The organism is Helcococcus ovis, from assembly GCF_004524775.2.
GTDB classification, from domain to species: Bacteria; Bacillota; Clostridia; order Tissierellales; family Peptoniphilaceae; genus Helcococcus; species Helcococcus ovis.
This window is the reverse complement of sequence record NZ_CP119081.1, coordinates 241,641-262,058: the sequence shown is the minus strand read 5'-3', so window position 1 is coordinate 262,058 and position 20,418 is coordinate 241,641. Positions and strand designations below refer to the sequence as shown.

Below are 20,418 nucleotides of genomic sequence, written 5' to 3'. Positions count from 1 at the left end.
TTAAGCTAGTATATTTACTAGATTTTTTAAATTTTAAAAAACTTAAGAAACTGATAAAAAATGAAATGAAACAGATGGCAAAATTAAAGTAACTATGAATGAAAAACTAATCAAAAAATCTTTGGAACTAGCTGGTTACAATCTTATTATTACTTCTGAACTGTCTATGATTGAAAAAGATGTATATGAGGCTTACCATATACTTTGGAGAATAGAAGTATCTTTTCATATAATGAAGTCTCAACTTGATGCTAGATCCGTTTATTTACAAAAAAAAAGATACTATCATTGGACATTTTCTAATTTGTTATCTTGATGTTTTACTTACAAAACTTTTACAATTTAAGTTTTTAAATAATGCCTATAGTTCTGACGTTTTATTTGACTTCGTACACAATTTTAAAGTTGCAAAAATATCTGAAAGAAAATATATATAAATATTGCACTTAAAAATACATTACTAAAAAATTTCACCCCTATTTTGAATATTTTACGGATGAAATCTCTATTTTTAACACTTTCATCTGCTTTTCTCGGATAAATTTACGGATAAAATATCCGATTTAATTGATTTCATCTGCTTTTATCGAAGTAATTCACATTCCTACTTAAAATTTACGAACAAAAATGGCGAATAAAGGCTTTTTGTCTGCTATTTTCTTCAAAAGATTCAAAATTTTACGGACAAAACTTAGAAAATTTAGAAATCCGTCTGCTTTTAATTATAAAATAAATGTAACAATATTAATGCTAATATAAGAATGTACAAAAAATGATTAAATAAAAAATACAAGAAAAATCAAACTAATATAGCAAATAAAGGGAGATTAGTTTCTAAAACGTTTTTTTATAATATTTATACATCAAAGAATTTAAGTATTACTTAATACCACGTTTTTATTTTAGTATTAACGAAAAGGTATATAATATTAAATTATTTTAAAATAATTATAATGTTAAATAATATGAATATACTAAAAATAGTTTATTTTAATATTATTAATTTTATCTTGACATTTAAATTGTATTTTGTTATATTTTTAAAAAAAAACGATTTCCTAAAAAAAATAAATAAATCTCAAAATTACTATTTTTAATATTTATTTTTTTAAATGATATTTATGTTCAATATAATTTTTGTAATTATTTAATTTTTGTAGAAATAAGGAGGTATTTTTGAAAAGAAAATGTAAAATAGGAATAGGGATCATTTTATTTGTATTAATTTTACTTGCTCTAATTTTATTTTTTATACAATATAATAATAATTTTTATAAAAAAACATTATTAAATTCATGGGGAATTAGTATCAAAAAACCTTATAATATTGATGTTTTATATGAATCTGAAAGAGGATTTGTAAATGATGGTCAAAGAATATTAAAATTAAATTCTAAGAACTTTGATTATAGTATTGATTGTGCTGAATGCTATAGAAATGTAGAATTAGATAGTGATATGAAATTATTATCTGAAATGATAAAAAATGCAGGATTAACAAGATTGATAAAATTGAAAGATATAAAGATTATAGATTCTGTAAAAAAAAACAAGCATGATTCATTTTTTTTCAAGACCTTAATAATTATATTTGATGAAAATAAGAAAATATATTATATATTTGAAAATATTATATAATATATGGAGGATTTTTATACGAAAATATAAAAAAATTTTTTTAGCGATTTTATTTACTGTTTTAACTTTTTATACATCTAATGTTTATGCTATAGATCCAAATGAAAAATCATATAATCAAATTACGAAAGTGGTTAATATATCAGATTTAGATAATCAAATTAATGCTATTGAAAATCAATTATCTGAAATTAATTATTCCGTTGAAAAAAGTTTAGAAGATAGTATCAAATTTTATAAAAAATTGATACTATCCGGAAATTTAAATCATGATAAAACTATAAAAACTAAAGAACTTATTGATACACTTGAACAACAATTGAAGGATTACAATGACTATAAATATAATAACATGATAAATAGAAAAAATGACTATTCCCGGAAATCTTTATTAAAAAATATATCACATGTAAGTCCTATTATTACAATAGATCCATACCGAGAATTTAGAATACAGGTTGCAGCGGTTAATGCCTGGTTTTATGCTAAGGGGTATGTTTTATCATCAGAATTATTAACTCATGCAGTTAAAAATAAAAATAAAAACTCGGTTTATTCACCAGTTAATGGGTATAAAGTTGAGAATTCTCCGGTTTTTTCAAAATTAAAGAATAAACCATATAAAAACACGGGTGATGATGCTTTTCCAAATTCTGGAACAACATCTCAAAAGGATTTATATTATGCCATACATAAGTTTAGCTGGGAAAGAGCTTCAAGTGGATATTTGATAATAAGAGATTATTATGATTTTGAGCCTAACAAGTATTCTAGTATTCAAAATATAGCTGTAAATGCGATGTATGCTGCACAACGAGCGGGATACCTAACTCCATATCATATTTCTATATCAAGATAGATGTAATTATTAATGAATGTGTTTCATTATTAAAAGTTAATACACAATGTTTGATATTAATTAAAAATTTATTAGTCAAATATCGTCAGTAAATAAAATAGGACATTTAGAGAATTAGATATTTGTTTTTTTATCAAATATCCATAGATTTAATTAAGAATTAAAGTAACATTTTAAGAAGATTAAAAGATAAAATTTGGTTCTTTTAAATACTAATTATAATTATATTATAGAACCAAATTTTTATTTTTCATTCCTTTGGTTTTATAATACATTATATAAAATAAATAAAACCCACTTATACACCTCCGCAGCCACAACAAACGAACTGACCTCCTTAAAGTCGGCTATAAAAGTCGACTTTAAGGAGGTCAGTTCGTTAAGCAAGGACTAGTGTCGTAAGTTAGTTTTTGTTATTTTTTAGCCATAAAAAACTTTAATAAACTCCTACTTTCTTTACATTTCTCTGATATATTAAATTCTTCATTTTCAATCTTTGAAACTGTATCATCTATCATTTTTTGAATTTCTATATTTTTAGCTTCATCATATTCAAAAGTGAATAAACGTTTTTTTGCATTTAAATCTGTAAAATATAGTGACATTGTTGCAATTTTTTTATTTTTAGTAAGTTCAAATAAATGTGCATATAGGTTTATTTGATTAAAATAAGTTTCAAGTGAATGATGCCCATCATTTTCATCCGGTGGTGTACCTGTTTTAAAGTCAACAATATGATATTCTCCATTTTTTTCATAAATCATATCGACATTACCTGTGATCACATATTTATCTGTAGACATAGTAATATTTAACTCACTTTCTACAGGTTTACCTAAAGTTTTTAAGAAATTATAATATAACAAAACTTCTTTTATCGCTTTATCTACAATTTCTCTATTTAAATTTTCTGCACCTTGAATATATTTTTGTCTTGAAATTTCTAACACAATATTTGAAATTTCTTCTTTAGAAACATCTCTTCCTTTTATAATCTTTTTATTAATGTATTCAATAGATTCATGGACAACTAAACCATAGAAAAGACTTGGAGTTTTTGGCATTGAAAATTTTAATTTCCTTGTATAAAAATATTCAAATGGACAGTTATTGTATGGTACTATATCTGCTGTAAAAGAATATAAAGATTTCACTTTATTATCCTTAGCTTTTCCCTTTTCTATATCCAAATCATTTAAGTCAATTTCATCTAAACTTAAAAAGATTTGCCTCAAATCGTCTGATACGGAAATATAATTTGTTTCAAGACCTGCTAAAACTAACAAATCCTTTGCTCTTGAAAATCCCGTATAATTTTTTCTATAAAAATCTAATAAATTTATCATTTCACTTGGTTCAAATGAAGTATCTTTTTCATACATAAAACTAATTTTATTTAAGTCATCATCAAGCTTGTTTTTATAACTGTTAAATACTTTATCCCACATTGAAGCCATGATAACTACAGGATATTCCATTCCTTTTGAAGCATGAATGGTTAATGCACTTACAGAATTTTTATCAGGAATTTTTGTTTCTTCTTCAAAATCAGAAATTTTTTCATCCTTTATAAATTTTATAAATTCATAAAAGAATACATTAACAAATTTTTCTATATTAGAAGAATTTATAGTATAAATACCTTCAATTAAATTAAATGCATCAATCAACTCTAAAAATCTTGAATATTTCTTAGCCCTATCAATATCATTCATATAGTTAAAAAAAGGTTTATACGCAAATAACCTATAACATATATCATGTAATGTAATTTTAATATCTTCTGAGGAAATATAGTTAGACATTCTTATTATAAACTGATCAAGCTCATCTTCTTTTAATTTAGATTTATAAAAATTATCATAACAGTTGTCTAAAAATACTTGTGTTTCACGATCAAAGTTTTTAACTTTATTTATTATCACATTTTTAAAAATTGCATAAAGTGCACCTAATATTTTTCGTATTTCATTTTGTGAAATTAAAGTAGATGTAGCAGGCATATATACGTCTATATCTCTACTTTTTAAAAATGAAATTAACTTTCTAGATTTTTCATGATTTAAAGAACCAAATAATAAAGCAATCTCATTATAATTATTTATTGCTCCTTTATTTTTTAAATTATAAATAAGTTCATAAATTTTTTCATACCATTGTTCATCAGAATTTGCTGTAAGTCTTCTTACTCTTTCACAACCAGCAATTCTATCAGAAAAAAGTACTTTTTTATATCTGTATTGGCTCAAATCCGGATTACTTTCAATTAAATCATTCATATATTTAGAATAAAATCCTATTATACTTCCTTCTGAACGATAATTTTGTTGTAGGTTTATTTTCTTAACACTTTCAAATTTTTTCCCAAATTCTAAAATATTTTTTACAGTAGCACCTCTAAACCTATAAAGGCTTTGATCATCATCGCCTACAACACAAATATTTTGATTTTCATTTAATAATTCAAAGATTATTTTTTCTTGAATAATATTTGTATCCTGATATTCATCAATCATCATATAATTAATCTTTTTTCTTAATGATTGTTTAATTTCGGGATATTCAACTAGTAACTTATATGTATAAAAAAGTACATGAGAAAAATCAATCATATTATATTTCATTAAAATATTTTCATACATTTCAACTATCTTGAAATATAAATTATATCTTTGATTATCTGATTTTCTATCAAGTATACCATCCTCACAAATTTTATTTATTATCTTTGCTATATCTTTTACTTCTCTATTTTTATTTATCACATAAGCATATCCATCAATATTTCTAAAATATGGTAAAAACCTATTTATAAGATAATTTTGTTCAACTGAATCAATCTGTATATACCCTCTCTTAAGAGGTGTAAAATCTATATATTCATCTAATATTCGTCTTGCAATAGAGTGAAAATTGCCAATCATCATATCATTTACATCTTTATGTATATTTAATTCCTTAAATTTAATTGACAATCTGTCAATTAATTCAAAAGAGGCCTTATTTGTAAATGTTGAAATTAATATTTTAGAGGGATCAATACCTAAATTTGCAACCATATTTATAACTCGCTCAACTAATGTAAAAGTTTTGCCCGTACCCGGTCCTGCAATGATTAATACCGGTCCATCTATAGTATTTATAGCTTCATTTTGATTATAATTTATATTCATATTTCTTCCTATTAAAAAGCCTCACAAAATGTGAGGATGATTTCATTTCAATGTTTTTATAAAGTCTAATACCAAATCAATAAAATATTTTGAAGCATTTTCACCAGCCTCAATTACTTCTTGCTCTGACAATTCAACCTCTGAGATTCCTGTTGCTAAATTTGTAATAAGTGAAATACCACAAACTTTCATTCCCATATGTTTTGCAGCCATAGCTTCGATAGCAGTTGACATCCCTACTGCATCAGCTCCTAAAATACTTGCCATTCTTACTTCAGCCGGAGTCTCATATGCCGGACCTGAAAATTGGCAATACACACCATTTTGAACTGAAATTCCTTTTTGTTTAGCTAATTTTTCAATTGTATCACTATATTCTTTATTATAAACTTCAGTCATATCAGGAAATCTTGTTCCTAATTCTTTAACATTTGGCCCCATTAATGGAGATTCAACAAATTGTGTTAAATGATCTCTGATAATCATCAAATCTCCAATACTAAAGTTTTTGTTAACTCCACCTGCTGCATTTGTAACTATAAGTGTCTTAGCTCCCATCATTCCCATTAATCTAGTAGGAATTACCGTATCTGAAGCACTATATCCCTCGTATCTATGAACTCTCCCCTGCATAATTACAGTAGGAATGCCGTGAATATGTGTAAATACAAATCTTCCTTTATGTCCGGGAGCAGTAGAAACAGGAAATCCCTCAATATCTGAATATGAAATTTCTTGTTCAACATCTACAACATCAGCAAGTTTTCCTAATCCCGAACCTAATGTTATTGCAAGCTCCGGCTTGAAATCAATCTTTTTAACTAAATCATTATATGCTGTTTTTAATTTTGTATAAATGATATTTTCTGTCATAACATCTCCTTAATATAATTTCTTATATTAATTATATAATATAAACAAAAAAAATAATAGGCTTGATACTGATGTATCTTGCCTATTTTCCTTAATAAATCAAATTAATATCTTCTTGCTCCAACATAATAATTTTGATACCATGATGAGTAGAAATTGCTTACTATAACTCCTGTATCTTCTGTAGAAGCATGAATTACATTACCATTTCCGTCATATATTCCAACATGATTAATATCATATATAGAATCACCAAAAAATACTAAATCTCCCGCTTGCAGATTATCCTTACTTACCGGTTGCCCACCATAAAACTGCCCTTGAGCTCCTCTAGCGATTGAAATTCCCTTTGTATTTTTTAACACATAACTTGTTAATCCTGAACAGTCAAATCCTATACTTGGACTCATGCTACCATATACATAATTATAACCTACATATTGCCTTGCAAAGTCAACAATATCATATAATTGTTGTGCGGATTCTTTAACAACTTCTTTTTCCGCCGATTTTTTTTCTACTACTTTCTTTTCTACTTCCGAAGTGGTTTCTTGTTTTTCTTCTTTCAAAACCTCACTAGATGTTTCTTTTACTTCTTCCATAACATCTGAAGATTTTTCTTCTTGTTTTTTTTCTTCTTTAACTTCTTCTACTGATTCTTTTTTAGTTTCTTCTTTTTTAGTTTCTTCTTTTTTAATTTCTTCTTTTTCAGTTTCAGTTTTTTCAATTTTAACTTCAACAACCTTTGTGTGGTTTGGATTGATCCAAGAACCCGGTACATCTTTCTGTGTTGTAACATTTATCATTCCATTATATCTTGTATACACATAATATTCGCCCGGATAAACTGTATTTACATCTTCTAAAGAGTTTTCAGCATTATATGCCGTCATAAATCCACTAACTTTAGTTTTTAATATAAACTTATTTTGATCTACAATATTAATTACATCATCGTTTCTTTTACCCGAAATAACTTCCAAGGTTTGCTTAGCAGTTTCAATAGTTTCACTTATTTTAGGTAAATTATTTGAAACTTTTATTTCATTTTTTGTTTCACTATCAAAATATATCCATCCTCCCGGAATGCCCTTTTCTCTTGTTATATTAAATGCTCCATCATATTCTCTGTATATATAATATGTACCAGGGAAAAAAGTACCTCTCTGATCAGTTGAAGATTTTGCATCTGAAGCAGATATATAAATAGGTGTATTTACATTTAATGTAATCACATCATTATTTAATCTAATTGATTTGTTTTCAGATGTCTTTACTTCAGTCATTTTTACAGAAGATACCTTCTTTATTTCTTCTTTATTATCAGATGGATTAATCCATCCTCCTGGCTCTCCTGGCGTGTCAGAAATATTTATATAGTTCCCAAATTTTCTAAATACATAATACTCTCCTGCACCAAATTTCCCCGCTGCATTCTTTCTATTTTTAGCGTCATATGCATTCATATAAACACTAACTTTATTATTTAATTTATACATTTCATCATTAGCAGATGATAATGAAGGAAATAGTAAAGCCCCACTTATTAGTGCAGTTGATAAAGCTAGAATCCCCGCTTTTTTTATATTTTTTTTATCCATTTAAATCACCGTTCCTGTAATTTTTTTGTAACTTATGTATTAAATTATATATTTTTTGTAACTTTTTTGCAATAATAATAGTAACTTTTTTGTTATATATTAATTTTTTGTAATAATATCTGTTCGAATTACATAAATAATTTTTATCAAAACACATTAAATAATCTTAAATATTTAAGTTTTTCATTAATTTTAAATATCAAAAATAAAAGTGTTATTAAATAAAAAAAGACTGACAAAAAATATGTCAGTCTTAAATCTTCATTAGTTAAATTTTGAATATTCTTCCTTAAATTTAGCAACTTCTTCTTCTGTACAAAATACATAATGTTCCGGAGCAATTTCTCTTAACATATGATTTTCTGTAATTGAACTAGCCAAACTTTCATCATACACGTGAACTTCCTTAAATTTTTCAATTTTCGGATCAGGTATCGGAACTGATTGTAACAATGATTTTGTATAAGGATGAATTGGTGCTCTAAATAACTCTTCAGTTGGTGCAACTTCTACTATCCTTCCCTTTGTTATTACAGCAATTCTATCAGAAAAATATCTTACAACCGATAAATCGTGAGCTATAAATAAGTATGTTAATCCCTCTTCTTTTTTAAACTTATTTAACAAATTTAAAACCTGTGCACGAATCGAAACATCAAGTGCAGATGTTGGCTCATCCGCAATGATTAATTCCGGACTCATTACTATAGCTCTTGCAATACCAACTCTTTGTCTTTGCCCCCCTGAAAATTCATGAGGATATCTTGACTTATGCTCTGGTAACAACCCTACAGAATCTAAAGCACTATTTATCTTTAATTGTCTTTCTTCTTTATCTTTATATAATTTGAAGTTATCTAAACCTTCACCAACTATATAATCAATAGTTGCTCTTTCATTCAACGAAGCTGCCGGATCCTGAAAAATCATTTGAATTTGTTTTTTTAATGTTTTTGATTTCTCTTTTGAAATATCTCCATTAATTTTTTCACCCTTAAACATTACATCTCCATTTGATGTCTTGTTAAGTCTAATAATAGCCCTTGCAATTGTAGTTTTTCCTGAACCGGATTCGCCTACTAATGAAAATGTTTCACCTTTATAAATTTGAAAATTTACGCCTTTCACCGCCACAAACTTTCTCTTCCCATTTGTAAAAGTAACTTCTAAATCTTTAACATCAACTAGTACTTCTTTATTATTTTGTTCCATAAGTACCTCCTTTTGATGTAGCTTTTAACATTTTTTCATGTAAATTATTTAATGCTGAAGGTCTTTCAACCTTCGGTGCTTTTTCATGTAATAACCACGTTTTGGCATAATGTGTATCACTAATCCTAAACATCGGAGGTTCTAATTCGAAATCAATCTTCATTGCATATTCACTTCTAGGAGCAAATGCATCTCCCTTTATTTCATTGAATAAACTTGGTGGAGTTCCTTTAATAGCAAACAACTCTTTTCCATCTTCTTCAAGTTGAGGAAGTGAAGATAATAACCCCCATGTATAAGGATGTCTAGGATCATAAAATACTTCTTCAGCTGTTCCGTATTCTATAACTTGTCCGGCATACATAACAGCAACTGTATCTGCCACTTTAGCAACAACACCTAAATCATGAGTAATATAGATAGTAGTAAATCCATATTCTATTGATAAATCTCTAATCAATTTAATAATTTGTGCTTGAATTGTAACGTCCAACGCAGTAGTTGGTTCATCACATACTAAAATCTTGGGTCTGCATGCCAATGCAATCGCAATAACAATTCTTTGTCTCATCCCCCCTGAATACATAAAAGGATATTCATTAAATCGTTTTTCAGCTTCAGGAATTCCAACTTTTTCCATCAATTCGATTGCAATTTTCTTTGCCTCGGACTTTGATTTCTTTTGATGCTTTATAATCACCTCTGAAATTTGATATCCTATTGTACGCACAGGATTCAATGATGTCATCGGATCTTGAAATACAGTAGCTATTTTTTTCCCTCGAATATTTAACCATTCCTTATCTGTCTTAAATTTTGATAAATCTTGTCCTTCAAACCAAATTTCACCATTTGATATTTTCCCATTTTCATCCAACATTCCTGTAAATGTCTTAGTAAAAACAGATTTTCCAGATCCTGATTCGCCTACTAAAGCTACTACTTTTCCCTCTTCAAAATCTAAAGAAATTTTTCTTATAGCTGTTAACTCTCTGTCACGAACCGCAAACTTTACTTCAAGATCTTTTACAGAAAGTATTACATTTTTATTATTTTCCATAAACTCCCCCTAAACTTCATGGTTACGTGGATCACTAGCATCAGCCAATGTTTGTCCTACAATATATAAAGAAACTGTTATTATAGCAATAACAACAACCGGTAATATAAACAAATATGACTTAGATTGCATATATTGTGAGTGAGCTTGTATCGTTCTCCCTAAGGATGGTATTTTTTCATCTAAACCTACCCCAACAAAACCTAAAAATACTTCTGTCGAAACGTATCCCGGCAATCTTGCAGCAGCTGAAGTTACAATTACTGAAATTAAATGTGGCAAAATGTTATGTTTAATAATCTTCCATGTACTTGAACCCAAAACTTTAGATGCCATATTATATTCTCTATCACGAATAATTAAAACTTGAACTCTCATGAAATATGCAAGTCCAACCCATGACGTTGCAGACAAAGCAAAAATCAATTGCCACGTACCACCTCCCAATACATACGAAAGTATCATAACTATCAGTAAATATGGGATATTGGATATAACATTGTAAAAATCCATTAAATAGAAATCTAATTTTTTATTAAATCCCCAAATAGTTCCTACAACAATACCTAATGTCATTGTTATAAATGTAGTTATAAATGAAATTGTTAAACTTGTTCTAGCTCCAGCCCAAACCATATTAAATACATCTCTACCTACATCATCAGTACCAAATAAATGTTCAGAACTTGGTGGTAAAAAATGTTTAGATCTGTCATTAACATATCTTAAATCTAAATTATCATATCCGGAAAATATTGGCTGTATAAATGAAACAGATAAAACAATAACTAAAACAACCAACATAAATACCGCAACTTTTGACGAGAAAAATTTCTTAAATACCGAACCCCAATAGGAATATTCAGGAGTAGCAATTTTTTCTGATTCTCTTGAGCTTACATGAACAAACTCAAACATATCATCTGTTAAATTTTCTTTAGATAATATTTTTTCTTCAGTCATTATATGTCTCCTTTCTTAGCATTTAATGAAATTCTTGGATCGACTATTGTCAATAATATATCTCCCGCTAATAATGAAAATATCGATAAAGTTGTAAATATAAACGTTAATGTAATAACCATATTATTATTTACAGAATTAATAGCATCAGGTAACATCTTACCCATACCAGGAATGGCAAAAACAGATTCTGTTATAACAGCTCCACCTATCGCTAAAACGATTGAACCTGGAATACCATTTACAATTGGTATGATAGCATTTTTCAAAATATGATTTTTAAATATTTCTTTTTGTGATAAACCTTTTGCTCTTGCAAATTTTACATAGTCAGATGTAGACTGATCTATCATGTATCTTCTTATCCATGTCATAATTCCTGATGTAGATAAGATAGTTAAAATAAGAACCGGCATAATATATGATTTAATATTATTTGGTCCTAATTGTGGAAATTTATCAGGCAAGTTAATTAATGAACCTAAATATTTCATAAAGAATATAAATGCCAATGATGGTAAAGCAATTAATATATTAATATATAAAATACCAATCTTATCAACTAGTTTACCTTTATTTCTCGCCATTGCAATCCCAGCTGGTAAGGCAAATGCATATGCTAAAATTAATGTAATAATACCAAATAGATATGATGTCCCAACCATTGATGGATCCCTGCTTATAATACTTACGTCAGCATATTTATCCTTAAATTTTTGTTTATCTAAGTGATCAGTAGTTTTCTTATATCTTAATGAATATAAATCATCAGCAGTTTTAGCTTTTAATCCTGTTGGATATGTAACTTCTCTTCTTACTGATGGTCCTTGTGGAGTAGTAATAACTTCCAATGTTGAAGTTCCTGGTTTTGTAGGGAACGAATTACCAAAATTTAATGATAAAAAGTTTGAATGTATAAACGGAAATGATGTATTGAAATATAATTGATATTTATATTCACAACCGTTACACATTAATGCAGGTACTCCGTTATGATCTGTTCCAAAATAATATCCTCTATTTTCATTTAATTGTGGATTTGTTTCATCAACAACTTTATTTGGATGATCAAAATTAAATAATTGTTTAAAATATCTAAAAATAATTTCATGTAAACCAAATTCTCTTGTTGCAATATATTGTCCTTGATTTACACCTCCCTTTGTTAGTTTCTCAACTTTAAAACCTTTATCCTTAAACAAATTTATAATTCTTTTTTGTTCGGAACTATCTTGTTTCAAACATTCATTAATATCTTTAGATTCTAGACTACACATTGCTCCAATTGTCTTATAATCTAAATATCCTAACTGATCTAATGTACTATATCTATGAATAGTCTTTGCATTTCCTTGTAACTTATTATAAGTTTTATCTTGATCAAAAATATTACTAATAGGTATACCTTTATATAGCATAGCTATTACAATAGCAAGCACTACAAATATTGAAATAATAGACTTTATGATTCTCATAAATAAATATTTTTTCATAATTAACTCTCCTTTCTCTATAAATTTTTTCTATTTTTAGAGATAATTATATACCAAACATTATATAATAATCCGGGATATTTTTCAACCTAAAACCTTGTAATCAACATGTTTAGATTAAATAATAAAAAAAGAGGCTGAATATTTAATTCAACCTCTAAATTTTAAATTATTGAGATTTTTTAGCTGATTTAGCTCTTTCTTTTTCCCATTCAGATTTAATATTATTATAATCTTGAGTTTTTACAAGGTCCTTATTTAATTTTTTAAATTTATACTTTGATTTTGAATTACCAACCAAAGCATATATACCTTCATAAGGTTGTAATTTTGAAACCATTTCAAATCTAGCACCCATTTGAACAGGTATAAATAATACATTTTCTATCAATTTAGAATCAGCTTTTGCAAACTCAGCATATCTCTTATCTAAATCTTTATATTCTTTATCTGCTTCTCTATATAATTTTTCATATTCATTAAAGCCTAATTTTTCTTTTAAATCATTATTTATTGGATTTCCTTTTTCATCCATATTACCCAACCCAACATTGATCATATATGCACCTGTTGTTGGTGAATATATATCTACAAATGATTTTGGATCGTTATAATCCGGTGACCATCCTGTAAATGTTGAAATATCATAATCTACAGTAGAAGGATCTTCATTTCTATAAGCTAAAGTATTAACTTCATCTTTTGATCTTTGAACTAATTCAACTATAATTTGATTATCTGTATTTTCAGCAATACTTTGTTTTAATGAATTTGCTTGTTTAATTAATCTATCACTTGTTGATATTACTAACATATCCAAATGAACTGGGAATTTAATTCCCTCTTTTTTAGCTGCTTCGATAAATTTCAATGCATTTTCTTTTCCATAGAATGGATCTTGTCCATCGTGTAAATCAACTTTTTCTCCTGTAGTATTATTGTATACTTCATTTACTAAATCATAATATGTTTTACCATCTTTTGTTAATGCAGCTTCAGGGAAGTTATTAATATTTCTCTTTACCTGAGTAGCTAATTGCTTTGGAGCGTCAATTTCAATATATGATTGTCTATCAAATGCAGCTCTTACAGCTTTTCTAAAGTTAAGGTTTTGAATAGCACTTCTCGTGTTATCTTGTGCCTCTTTTGTTGTTGCATAATTTGTATTATTAAATACCTGTCTATTGAAGTTAAATACCATACCAAATACAGTTGGATTTGGTACTGTTTCTCTTACATATTCTTCATATTGTTTTCTTACTTTTGTATAATCTGGCCAAGTTGGTTTCAGTGACATTGAAGGGTAAATACCTGATTCAAAACCTTTTTTGCTTGAATATGGATCTTTACCATCATCAAATACTTCTGTAATTTTTTCTATAAATACATTCTTAGCATCCCAATATTTTTTATTCTTTACAATAACAATTTGTGATTTATCATCTAATGTTTCTAATACATAACCACCATTATATAAAATTGAATCAGGTGATGTTGACCCAAATGCTGAATTCTTTGGATCTGGTTTTCCTAATTTTGCACCAGCTTTTGTTTCCAAAAATTGTCTATTAATTGGTAATAGGATAGCATATGTTGTTAAATCGCCAAAATATGGTGTTGGTGCCTCTAATGTATACTCAACAGTTAATTTATCAACTGCCTTAACCCCTACTTTTTCCCAAGCTGCATCAGAAAAATCACTAGACATAAATTCTGATAATCCTTTAACCACACCTTGTAGTAATGAAGCAGTTCTTGATTTGAATTCTGCAGCGTGTCTTAGCCCTGTAACAAAATCCTCAGCTGTAACATCAGCATATTCAACTTGTTCATGTGTTACCCATTTAACTCCAGGTCTTAGCTTAAATGTCCAAACTGACATATCCTTATTTGTTTTCCATGATTCAGCTAATGCACCTTTTAATTGTCCTAATCTATCAAACTCTAATAAACCGTCTACAAAGTTTGCATTCCATTCATTATCAGCAGCCTTATCTGATACAACATAGTCCATAGATGCAAGTGAATTTCCACCAGGAATTGTTAGCTCTTTTACTTCAGAACCTTCTACTTGTTTTACTTTGTTACCTTTCCCCGAATTTGTTTTATCTGTTCCCTTTGTTCCACACGCAACAAGGAATACCATAACAAAAGCCATAAAGAATGATAATATTCTCTTACTGTTTTTCATAATTCCTCCTTAAAGTATATTTTATAGATATCTTTCCAGATTTTTTATCCATCCCAATTTCTATATATTGTTACTTATTATATCAAATCATTTACAATTGTCAAGTTTTTTTGTGTTAAATATTAAAAATTTTTTATAAATTATATATGAATCACACAAAATGTATATTGAATATTATTCAACAAAAAACAATACAAAAAAGTCTCAAATATGTAAAATACACACTAGAGACTTGTTTTTAAGTTTATTTAATAAATTTATAAATTATATACACTGCATAAAAATTAATTTAATGCATAAAATAATTTTTATTTTGTCAATATTTTTATTACTTCTTTATAATCTTTCGATACATTTTCCTTTTCTTTTCTTGTTGAAAATTCTACAATACCATCTTTAGAATCTCTACCAACAGTTATCCTGTATGGGATACCAATTAAATCTCTATCCTTAAATTTTACTCCCGGTCTTTCTTTTCTATTATCTAGCATTACTTCTACACCATTTTCTGTTAATGTATTGTAGATTTCTTCCGCAAGTTTATCTTGTTCTTCATCTCCAACTTTTACAACCGTAATAATTACTTTATATGGAGCAACAGATTCAGGCCAAATAATCCCATCTTCATCGTAGTTTTGTTCAATGATAGCTGTTACAGTTCTTGTTATCCCTATACCATATGAACCCATGATGAAATAATTTTCTTTTCCATTTTCATCTAAAAATTTAGCATTCATTTCTGCGGAATATTTTGTGCCTAATTGGAATATATTACCAACTTCAATACCTCTTGCAAATAAAAGTTCTTCACCATTTGGTCCTTTATCACCTTCTTGAACCATTAGTAAATCTTCAACAACTTCACCTACAAAGTCTCTTCCGTAATTTACATTTTTAATGTGGTAATCTGTTTCATTTGCTCCAACAACGAAATTGGACATTTTTGTTACTCTTGAGTCTACAATTATTCTTACTTCTTTAGACAAACCTATAGGTCCCGTAAATCCAGCATCTGCCCCTGTTAATTTTCGGATATCTTCATCATTCATCATTTGAATTTCATTTTCTGAAACTTTAACATATGATAAAAATTTTAATAAATTTAATTCTCTATTGCCCGGTACAAATACCACAAAAAATTCATCATCTGATTTTAATGCAATAGCTTTTACAAATTTACTTGAATCTTCTTTTAAAAATGATGAAAGCTCTTCAATTGTTTTTACATTAGGTGTATAAATTTTTTCTAATTCTAGAGCTTCTTCTTTTTCAAGTTCAGGAAGTGTTACAACACATTTTTCATCTGTTGCTGCATAATCACTATCATTTGAATAAACAATAACCCCTTCTCCGGTTTCAGCCATAGCTATAAACTCATGAGAAATACCACTTCCCATAAGCCCGCTATCGCCTTGAACAACTCTGTAATCCAAGCCGATTTTATCAAAAATATATTCATACGCATCCCACATATTTTGATATGATTTTTCCAAACCTTCTTGGTCTTTATCAAATGAGTAGGCATCTTTCATTGTAAATTCTCTTGCTCTATTTATACCAAATCTTGGTCTTTTCTCATCTCTATATTTTGTTTGAATTTGATATATATTTAATGGTAATTGTTTATAAGATTTTAATTCATCTCTAACTAATGTCGTGAAATATTCTTCTGCTGTAGGTCCCAAACAAAAATCTCTATTATTTCTATCTTTTAACCTAAACATCTCTTCACCAAATTTTTTCCATCTACCCGACTCTTCCCAAATTTCTTGAGGTTGCAATGCAGACATTAAAACTTCTTGAGCTCCAAATTTATCCATTCCTTCTCTTACAATTTTTTCAATATTTTTAATAACTCTATATCCTAATGGTAAGTATGAATAAATACCCGATGCTGATTTTCTAATCATTCCAGCTCTTAAAAGAAGTTTATGGCTTGCAATTTCTGCATCCTGAGGATCTTCTTTTAAAGTAGGCATATAATATTTGTCCATTTTCATTATTTTAATCCTTTCATGCTTAGACCAACTTTGTGTCTAGCTTTATCTACATTTATTATTTTAACTTTTACTATATCTGAAACTTTTAAAACTTCACTTGGATGCTTAATAAATTTATCACTTATCTCAGAAATGTGAACAAGACCGTCATTTTTAACTCCAATATCTACAAAAGCACCAAAATCTACCACATTTCTTACAGTTCCTTTTAGCTCCATTCCAACTTCTAAATCGTCAATACTTAAAACATCAGCCCTTAAAATAGGTTTCGGCATATCTTCTCTTGGATCACGACCCGGCTTTTTCAATTCCTCTATAATATCTTTTAATGTCAATTCCCCAACATTTAATTCTTCCGATACTTCTTTAATATTTATATTTTCTAAATCTCTATCCATAATTTGCTTTGCAATCTTATATGATTCGGGGTGAACAGCAGTATTATCCAAAGGATTATCACTCTCAGGAATTCTCAAAAATCCGGCTGCTTGCACAAATGTTTTAGGCCCTAATCCCTTAACTTTTTTCAATTGTTCTCTTGAAGTAAATTTACCGTTTTCCAATTTATAATCAATAATGTTTTGTGAAACTTTAGCATTTATACCTGAAACATATAATAGTAAAGATGGTGAAGCTGTATTTAGATTTACTCCAACTGTATTAACGCAGTCTTCAACTACATTTTCAAGAGTTTCTGATAATTTTGCTTGATTTACATCATGTTGATATTGACCAACACCAATATGCTTCGGTTCAATTTTAACAAGTTCTGCCAATGGATCTTGTATACGTCTGGCAATTGAAACCGCACCTCTCACAGTAACATCCTTATTCGGAAATTCTGCAATACCAACTTTAGAAGCCGAATATATAGAGGCTCCCGATTCATTTACTATTGTATAAAATACCTTTTTAGAAAACTCATTTTCATTAATCATTTTTGATACAACCGCTTCTGTTTCTCTTGAAGCTGTCCCATTTCCAATTGTTATAAGCCCAACTCCATATTTTTCAATTAATGTCTTCATAACTTTTATTGAGCCGTCAATATCTTCTTTTGGTTTTGCCGGATAAATTACTGTATCATATAATAATTCTCCCGTTTCAGAAACAACAACCAATTTACAACCTGTCCTATACCCCGGATCAAGTCCCATTACAACTGTTCCTTTTATCGGAGCTTGCATTAAATATGGTTTTAAATTTTCAGCAAAAACATTAATAGCTTGGGACTCTGCTTTCTCTGTTAATTCTGATCTGATTTCATTTTCAACTGACGGAAATAATAATCTTTTATATCCATCTTCTGCTGCTTCGAAAATATACTTATATGAGTCATAGAATTTGTGTTTTTGAATACTTATAGCAATTTGAAAAATATTATCTTCATCTAGTAATTTAATTCCTACTTTTAGAAATCCTAATTTTTCACCTCTATTTATAGCTAAAATTCTATACGAAGGAAGCTTTGTAATTTTTTCTTCAAACTCAAAATAATTTTCAAAAACTTTTGCTTCTTCTTCCTGAGATTCATCTATCTTAGCTTTTTCAGAAACTAATATTCCCGCTCTTTCTGCATCCCTTCTTAAAATATTTCTAAATACAGTTGTATCTGAAATCAATTCCGCAATTATATCTTTAGCACCATTTATCGCATCCTCAACAGTTTCAACCTCTTCAGTTAAAAATTCTTTTGCTTTTTCTTCAATTAATTCATTGCCTTCCTTCCAAGTAAGAATGAAGTTTGAAAGTGGTTCCAATCCTTTTTCTTTAGCTTTTGTAGCTCTAGTTTGTTTCTTTTGCTTATATGGTCTATAAATATCTTCTACTTCTTTTAGTGTTTCAGCTGCTTGAATTTGCTTCATTAATTCATCAGTCATTTTTTCTTGTTTTTCAATAGATGAAATTACTTCTTCTTTTCTAGTTTCTAAATTTCTCAAATAATTAAGATTTGTTTCCAGTTCTCTTAAAACTTCATCAGTTAAATTTCCAGTAACTTCTTTTCTATATCTGGCAATAAAAGGAATTGTATTTCCTTCATCCATTAATTCAATAGTTTTTTCAATTTGACTTTCTTTAATATTTAATATTTCTGATAATTTTTTATTTATATTCATCTTTTCTCTACTTCTTTCATGTTAAGATATGAATTTATGAAATCATCTAAATCTCCATTCATAACTTTTTCAATATTTCCTACTTCATAATTTGTTCTGTGATCTTTTACCATAGTATATGGTTGAAATACATATGATCTTATCTGTGATCCCCACGATATTTGTGAATATTTTCCTTGAATATCTTCAATTTTTTCCTTATGCTCTTCTTCTTTTATTTGAATCAACTTCGCCATCAACATTTTCATAGCAGTTGCCCTATTTTGAATTTGAGATCTTTCATTTTGTGAGCTTACTGTAACTCCGGTAGGAATATGTGTTATCCTCACTGCTGAGTCCGTTGTATTAACATGTTGCCCTCCGGCACCACTAGCTCTATATGTATCAATCCTCAAATCTTTTTCTTCAATTTCAATATTCATTTCATCATCTAATTCAGGATAAACATCTAAACTTGCAAATGATGTATGTCTTCTTGCGTTAGAATCGAATGGTGATATTCTAACTAATCTGTGAACTCCCTTTTCAGCCTTTAAGTATCCATAAGCATTCTTACCTTTAACAATCAAAGTAACAGATTTGATGCCTCCACCTTCTTCATTGTTATATTCAACAATTTCATACTTATATCCTTTAGAATCAATCCATCTGGTGTACATTCTATACAACATTTCAGCCCAATCAGTTGCTTCAAGTCCACCAGATCCGGCGTGAATAGAAATTATAGCATTATTTGCATCATATTCTCCAGATAATAATGTTTCTATTTTCAACTTGGAAACATCTTTCTTAACTTTAATTAAATCAGATGTCAATTCTTCCTGCATTTCAATAAACTCTTCAACACTCATTATTTCAAGTAAATCTTTTACAGAGTCTAAACTATCACTTATATCGGTATATTTTTCAACTGTATCCTTTATAGAATTTAACTCTATCATTATTTTTTGAGCTTTTTCAGAATCATCCCAAAAATTCGGTTCAAATGATTTATCTTGTAATTTTTTTAATTCAATTTTTTTACCTTCAATGTCTAAAGATTTCCCTAGGCTATTCATAATCTTAAGTAAACCTTCAATTTCATTGTTCATTTCAAATTGTTCTATGACGATCACCTCTCAATTTTTATATCACTATATTATAACATAAAATAAAGTATATTTTTAGAGTAAAATACTATATTTTATATAATAATTTATTATATTATTACATTGTAATTAAAAATTTATGACACTTAA

At 27.9% G+C, this 20,418-nt stretch carries 13 protein-coding genes; 2 read left to right on the top strand and 11 right to left on the bottom strand.

Annotation, left to right across the window (positions count from 1 at the left end; translation table 11 throughout):
• Positions 1 to 1,176: 1,176 nt before the first annotated feature.
• Positions 1,177 to 1,638, top strand: a complete 462-nt coding sequence (locus EQF90_RS01220; RefSeq protein ID WP_134711439.1) for a hypothetical protein — start codon at positions 1,177 to 1,179, stop codon at positions 1,636 to 1,638.
• Positions 1,622 to 2,497 (top strand): hypothetical protein, encoded by an 876-nt coding sequence (locus EQF90_RS01215; RefSeq protein ID WP_209021423.1) that lies wholly within the window; start codon positions 1,622 to 1,624, stop codon positions 2,495 to 2,497. The genes EQF90_RS01220 and EQF90_RS01215 overlap by 17 nt, the downstream gene beginning before the upstream one ends.
• Before the next feature lie 413 nt (positions 2,498 to 2,910).
• On the opposite strand, the gene EQF90_RS01210 is transcribed toward EQF90_RS01215, so the two are convergent.
• From EQF90_RS01210 to prfB, 11 genes are all read right to left on the bottom strand, one after another.
• Positions 2,911 to 5,670: a UvrD-helicase domain-containing protein gene (locus tag EQF90_RS01210; protein WP_134711438.1), complete on the bottom strand. Its 2,760-nt coding sequence runs from the start codon at positions 5,668 to 5,670 to the stop codon at positions 2,911 to 2,913.
• A gap of 42 nt (positions 5,671 to 5,712) precedes the next feature.
• On the bottom strand, positions 5,713 to 6,543 hold the full coding sequence (locus EQF90_RS01205; protein WP_134711437.1) for a purine-nucleoside phosphorylase: 831 nt from the start codon (positions 6,541 to 6,543) through the stop codon (positions 5,713 to 5,715).
• A gap of 104 nt (positions 6,544 to 6,647) precedes the next feature.
• Entirely contained in the window at positions 6,648 to 8,144 is a 1,497-nt protein-coding gene (locus tag EQF90_RS01200) for a C40 family peptidase (RefSeq protein WP_167604065.1), read from the bottom strand.
• A 264-nt stretch (positions 8,145 to 8,408) separates the two neighbouring features.
• Positions 8,409 to 9,356, bottom strand: coding sequence for an ATP-binding cassette domain-containing protein (locus EQF90_RS01195; RefSeq protein WP_134711436.1), 948 nt, complete (start codon positions 9,354 to 9,356; stop codon positions 8,409 to 8,411).
• The gene (locus EQF90_RS01190; RefSeq protein ID WP_134711435.1) at positions 9,343 to 10,416 is read right to left on the bottom strand and encodes an ABC transporter ATP-binding protein; all 1,074 of its coding nucleotides are present in this window, start codon (positions 10,414 to 10,416) and stop codon (positions 9,343 to 9,345) included. The genes EQF90_RS01195 and EQF90_RS01190 overlap by 14 nt, the downstream gene beginning before the upstream one ends.
• Positions 10,417 to 10,425: 9 nt before the next feature.
• Positions 10,426 to 11,379 carry an oligopeptide ABC transporter permease OppC gene (oppC, locus tag EQF90_RS01185; RefSeq protein WP_134711434.1) on the bottom strand — a complete coding sequence of 318 codons (954 nt, stop codon included), beginning with the start codon at positions 11,377 to 11,379 and terminating at the stop codon, positions 10,426 to 10,428.
• Complete coding sequence (locus EQF90_RS01180) at positions 11,379 to 12,872, bottom strand: ABC transporter permease (RefSeq protein WP_134711433.1); 1,494 nt, start codon at positions 12,870 to 12,872, stop codon at positions 11,379 to 11,381. The genes oppC and EQF90_RS01180 overlap by 1 nt, the downstream gene beginning before the upstream one ends.
• Before the next feature lie 169 nt (positions 12,873 to 13,041).
• Positions 13,042 to 15,063 carry an ABC transporter substrate-binding protein gene (locus EQF90_RS01175; RefSeq protein WP_134711432.1) on the bottom strand — a complete coding sequence of 674 codons (2,022 nt, stop codon included), beginning with the start codon at positions 15,061 to 15,063 and terminating at the stop codon, positions 13,042 to 13,044.
• A gap of 308 nt (positions 15,064 to 15,371) precedes the next feature.
• Positions 15,372 to 17,063, bottom strand: coding sequence for a proline--tRNA ligase (locus EQF90_RS01170; protein ID WP_134711431.1), 1,692 nt, complete (start codon positions 17,061 to 17,063; stop codon positions 15,372 to 15,374).
• Positions 17,063 to 19,180 (bottom strand): Tex family protein, encoded by a 2,118-nt coding sequence (locus tag EQF90_RS01165; protein WP_134711430.1) that lies wholly within the window; start codon positions 19,178 to 19,180, stop codon positions 17,063 to 17,065. The genes EQF90_RS01170 and EQF90_RS01165 overlap by 1 nt, the downstream gene beginning before the upstream one ends.
• On the bottom strand, positions 19,177 to 20,271 hold the full coding sequence (gene prfB / locus EQF90_RS01160; protein WP_134711429.1) for a peptide chain release factor 2: 1,095 nt from the start codon (positions 20,269 to 20,271) through the stop codon (positions 19,177 to 19,179). Before prfB ends, EQF90_RS01165 begins: the two co-directional genes overlap by 4 nt.
• Positions 20,272 to 20,418: the final 147 nt, after the last annotated feature.

What these genes read in the sequence shown, in the direction of transcription:
- EQF90_RS01170 (WP_134711431.1), bottom strand. Translation starts at nt 17,063, where the DNA reads ATGAAAATGGACAAATATTATATGCCTACTTTAAAAGAAGATCCTCAG.
- EQF90_RS01165 (WP_134711430.1), bottom strand. Translation starts at nt 19,180, where the DNA reads ATGAATATAAATAAAAAATTATCAGAAATATTAAATATTAAAGAAAGT.
- prfB (WP_134711429.1), bottom strand. Translation starts at nt 20,271, where the DNA reads ATGAACAATGAAATTGAAGGTTTACTTAAGATTATGAATAGCCTAGGG.
- EQF90_RS01200 (WP_167604065.1), bottom strand. Translation starts at nt 8,144, where the DNA reads ATGGATAAAAAAAATATAAAAAAAGCGGGGATTCTAGCTTTATCAACT.
- EQF90_RS01210 (WP_134711438.1), bottom strand. Translation starts at nt 5,670, where the DNA reads ATGAATATAAATTATAATCAAAATGAAGCTATAAATACTATAGATGGA.
- EQF90_RS01175 (WP_134711432.1), bottom strand. Translation starts at nt 15,063, where the DNA reads ATGAAAAACAGTAAGAGAATATTATCATTCTTTATGGCTTTTGTTATG.
- EQF90_RS01195 (WP_134711436.1), bottom strand. Translation starts at nt 9,356, where the DNA reads ATGGAACAAAATAATAAAGAAGTACTAGTTGATGTTAAAGATTTAGAA.
- EQF90_RS01205 (WP_134711437.1), bottom strand. Translation starts at nt 6,543, where the DNA reads ATGACAGAAAATATCATTTATACAAAATTAAAAACAGCATATAATGAT.
- EQF90_RS01180 (WP_134711433.1), bottom strand. Translation starts at nt 12,872, where the DNA reads ATGAAAAAATATTTATTTATGAGAATCATAAAGTCTATTATTTCAATA.
- EQF90_RS01190 (WP_134711435.1), bottom strand. Translation starts at nt 10,416, where the DNA reads ATGGAAAATAATAAAAATGTAATACTTTCTGTAAAAGATCTTGAAGTA.
- oppC (WP_134711434.1), bottom strand. Translation starts at nt 11,379, where the DNA reads ATGACTGAAGAAAAAATATTATCTAAAGAAAATTTAACAGATGATATG.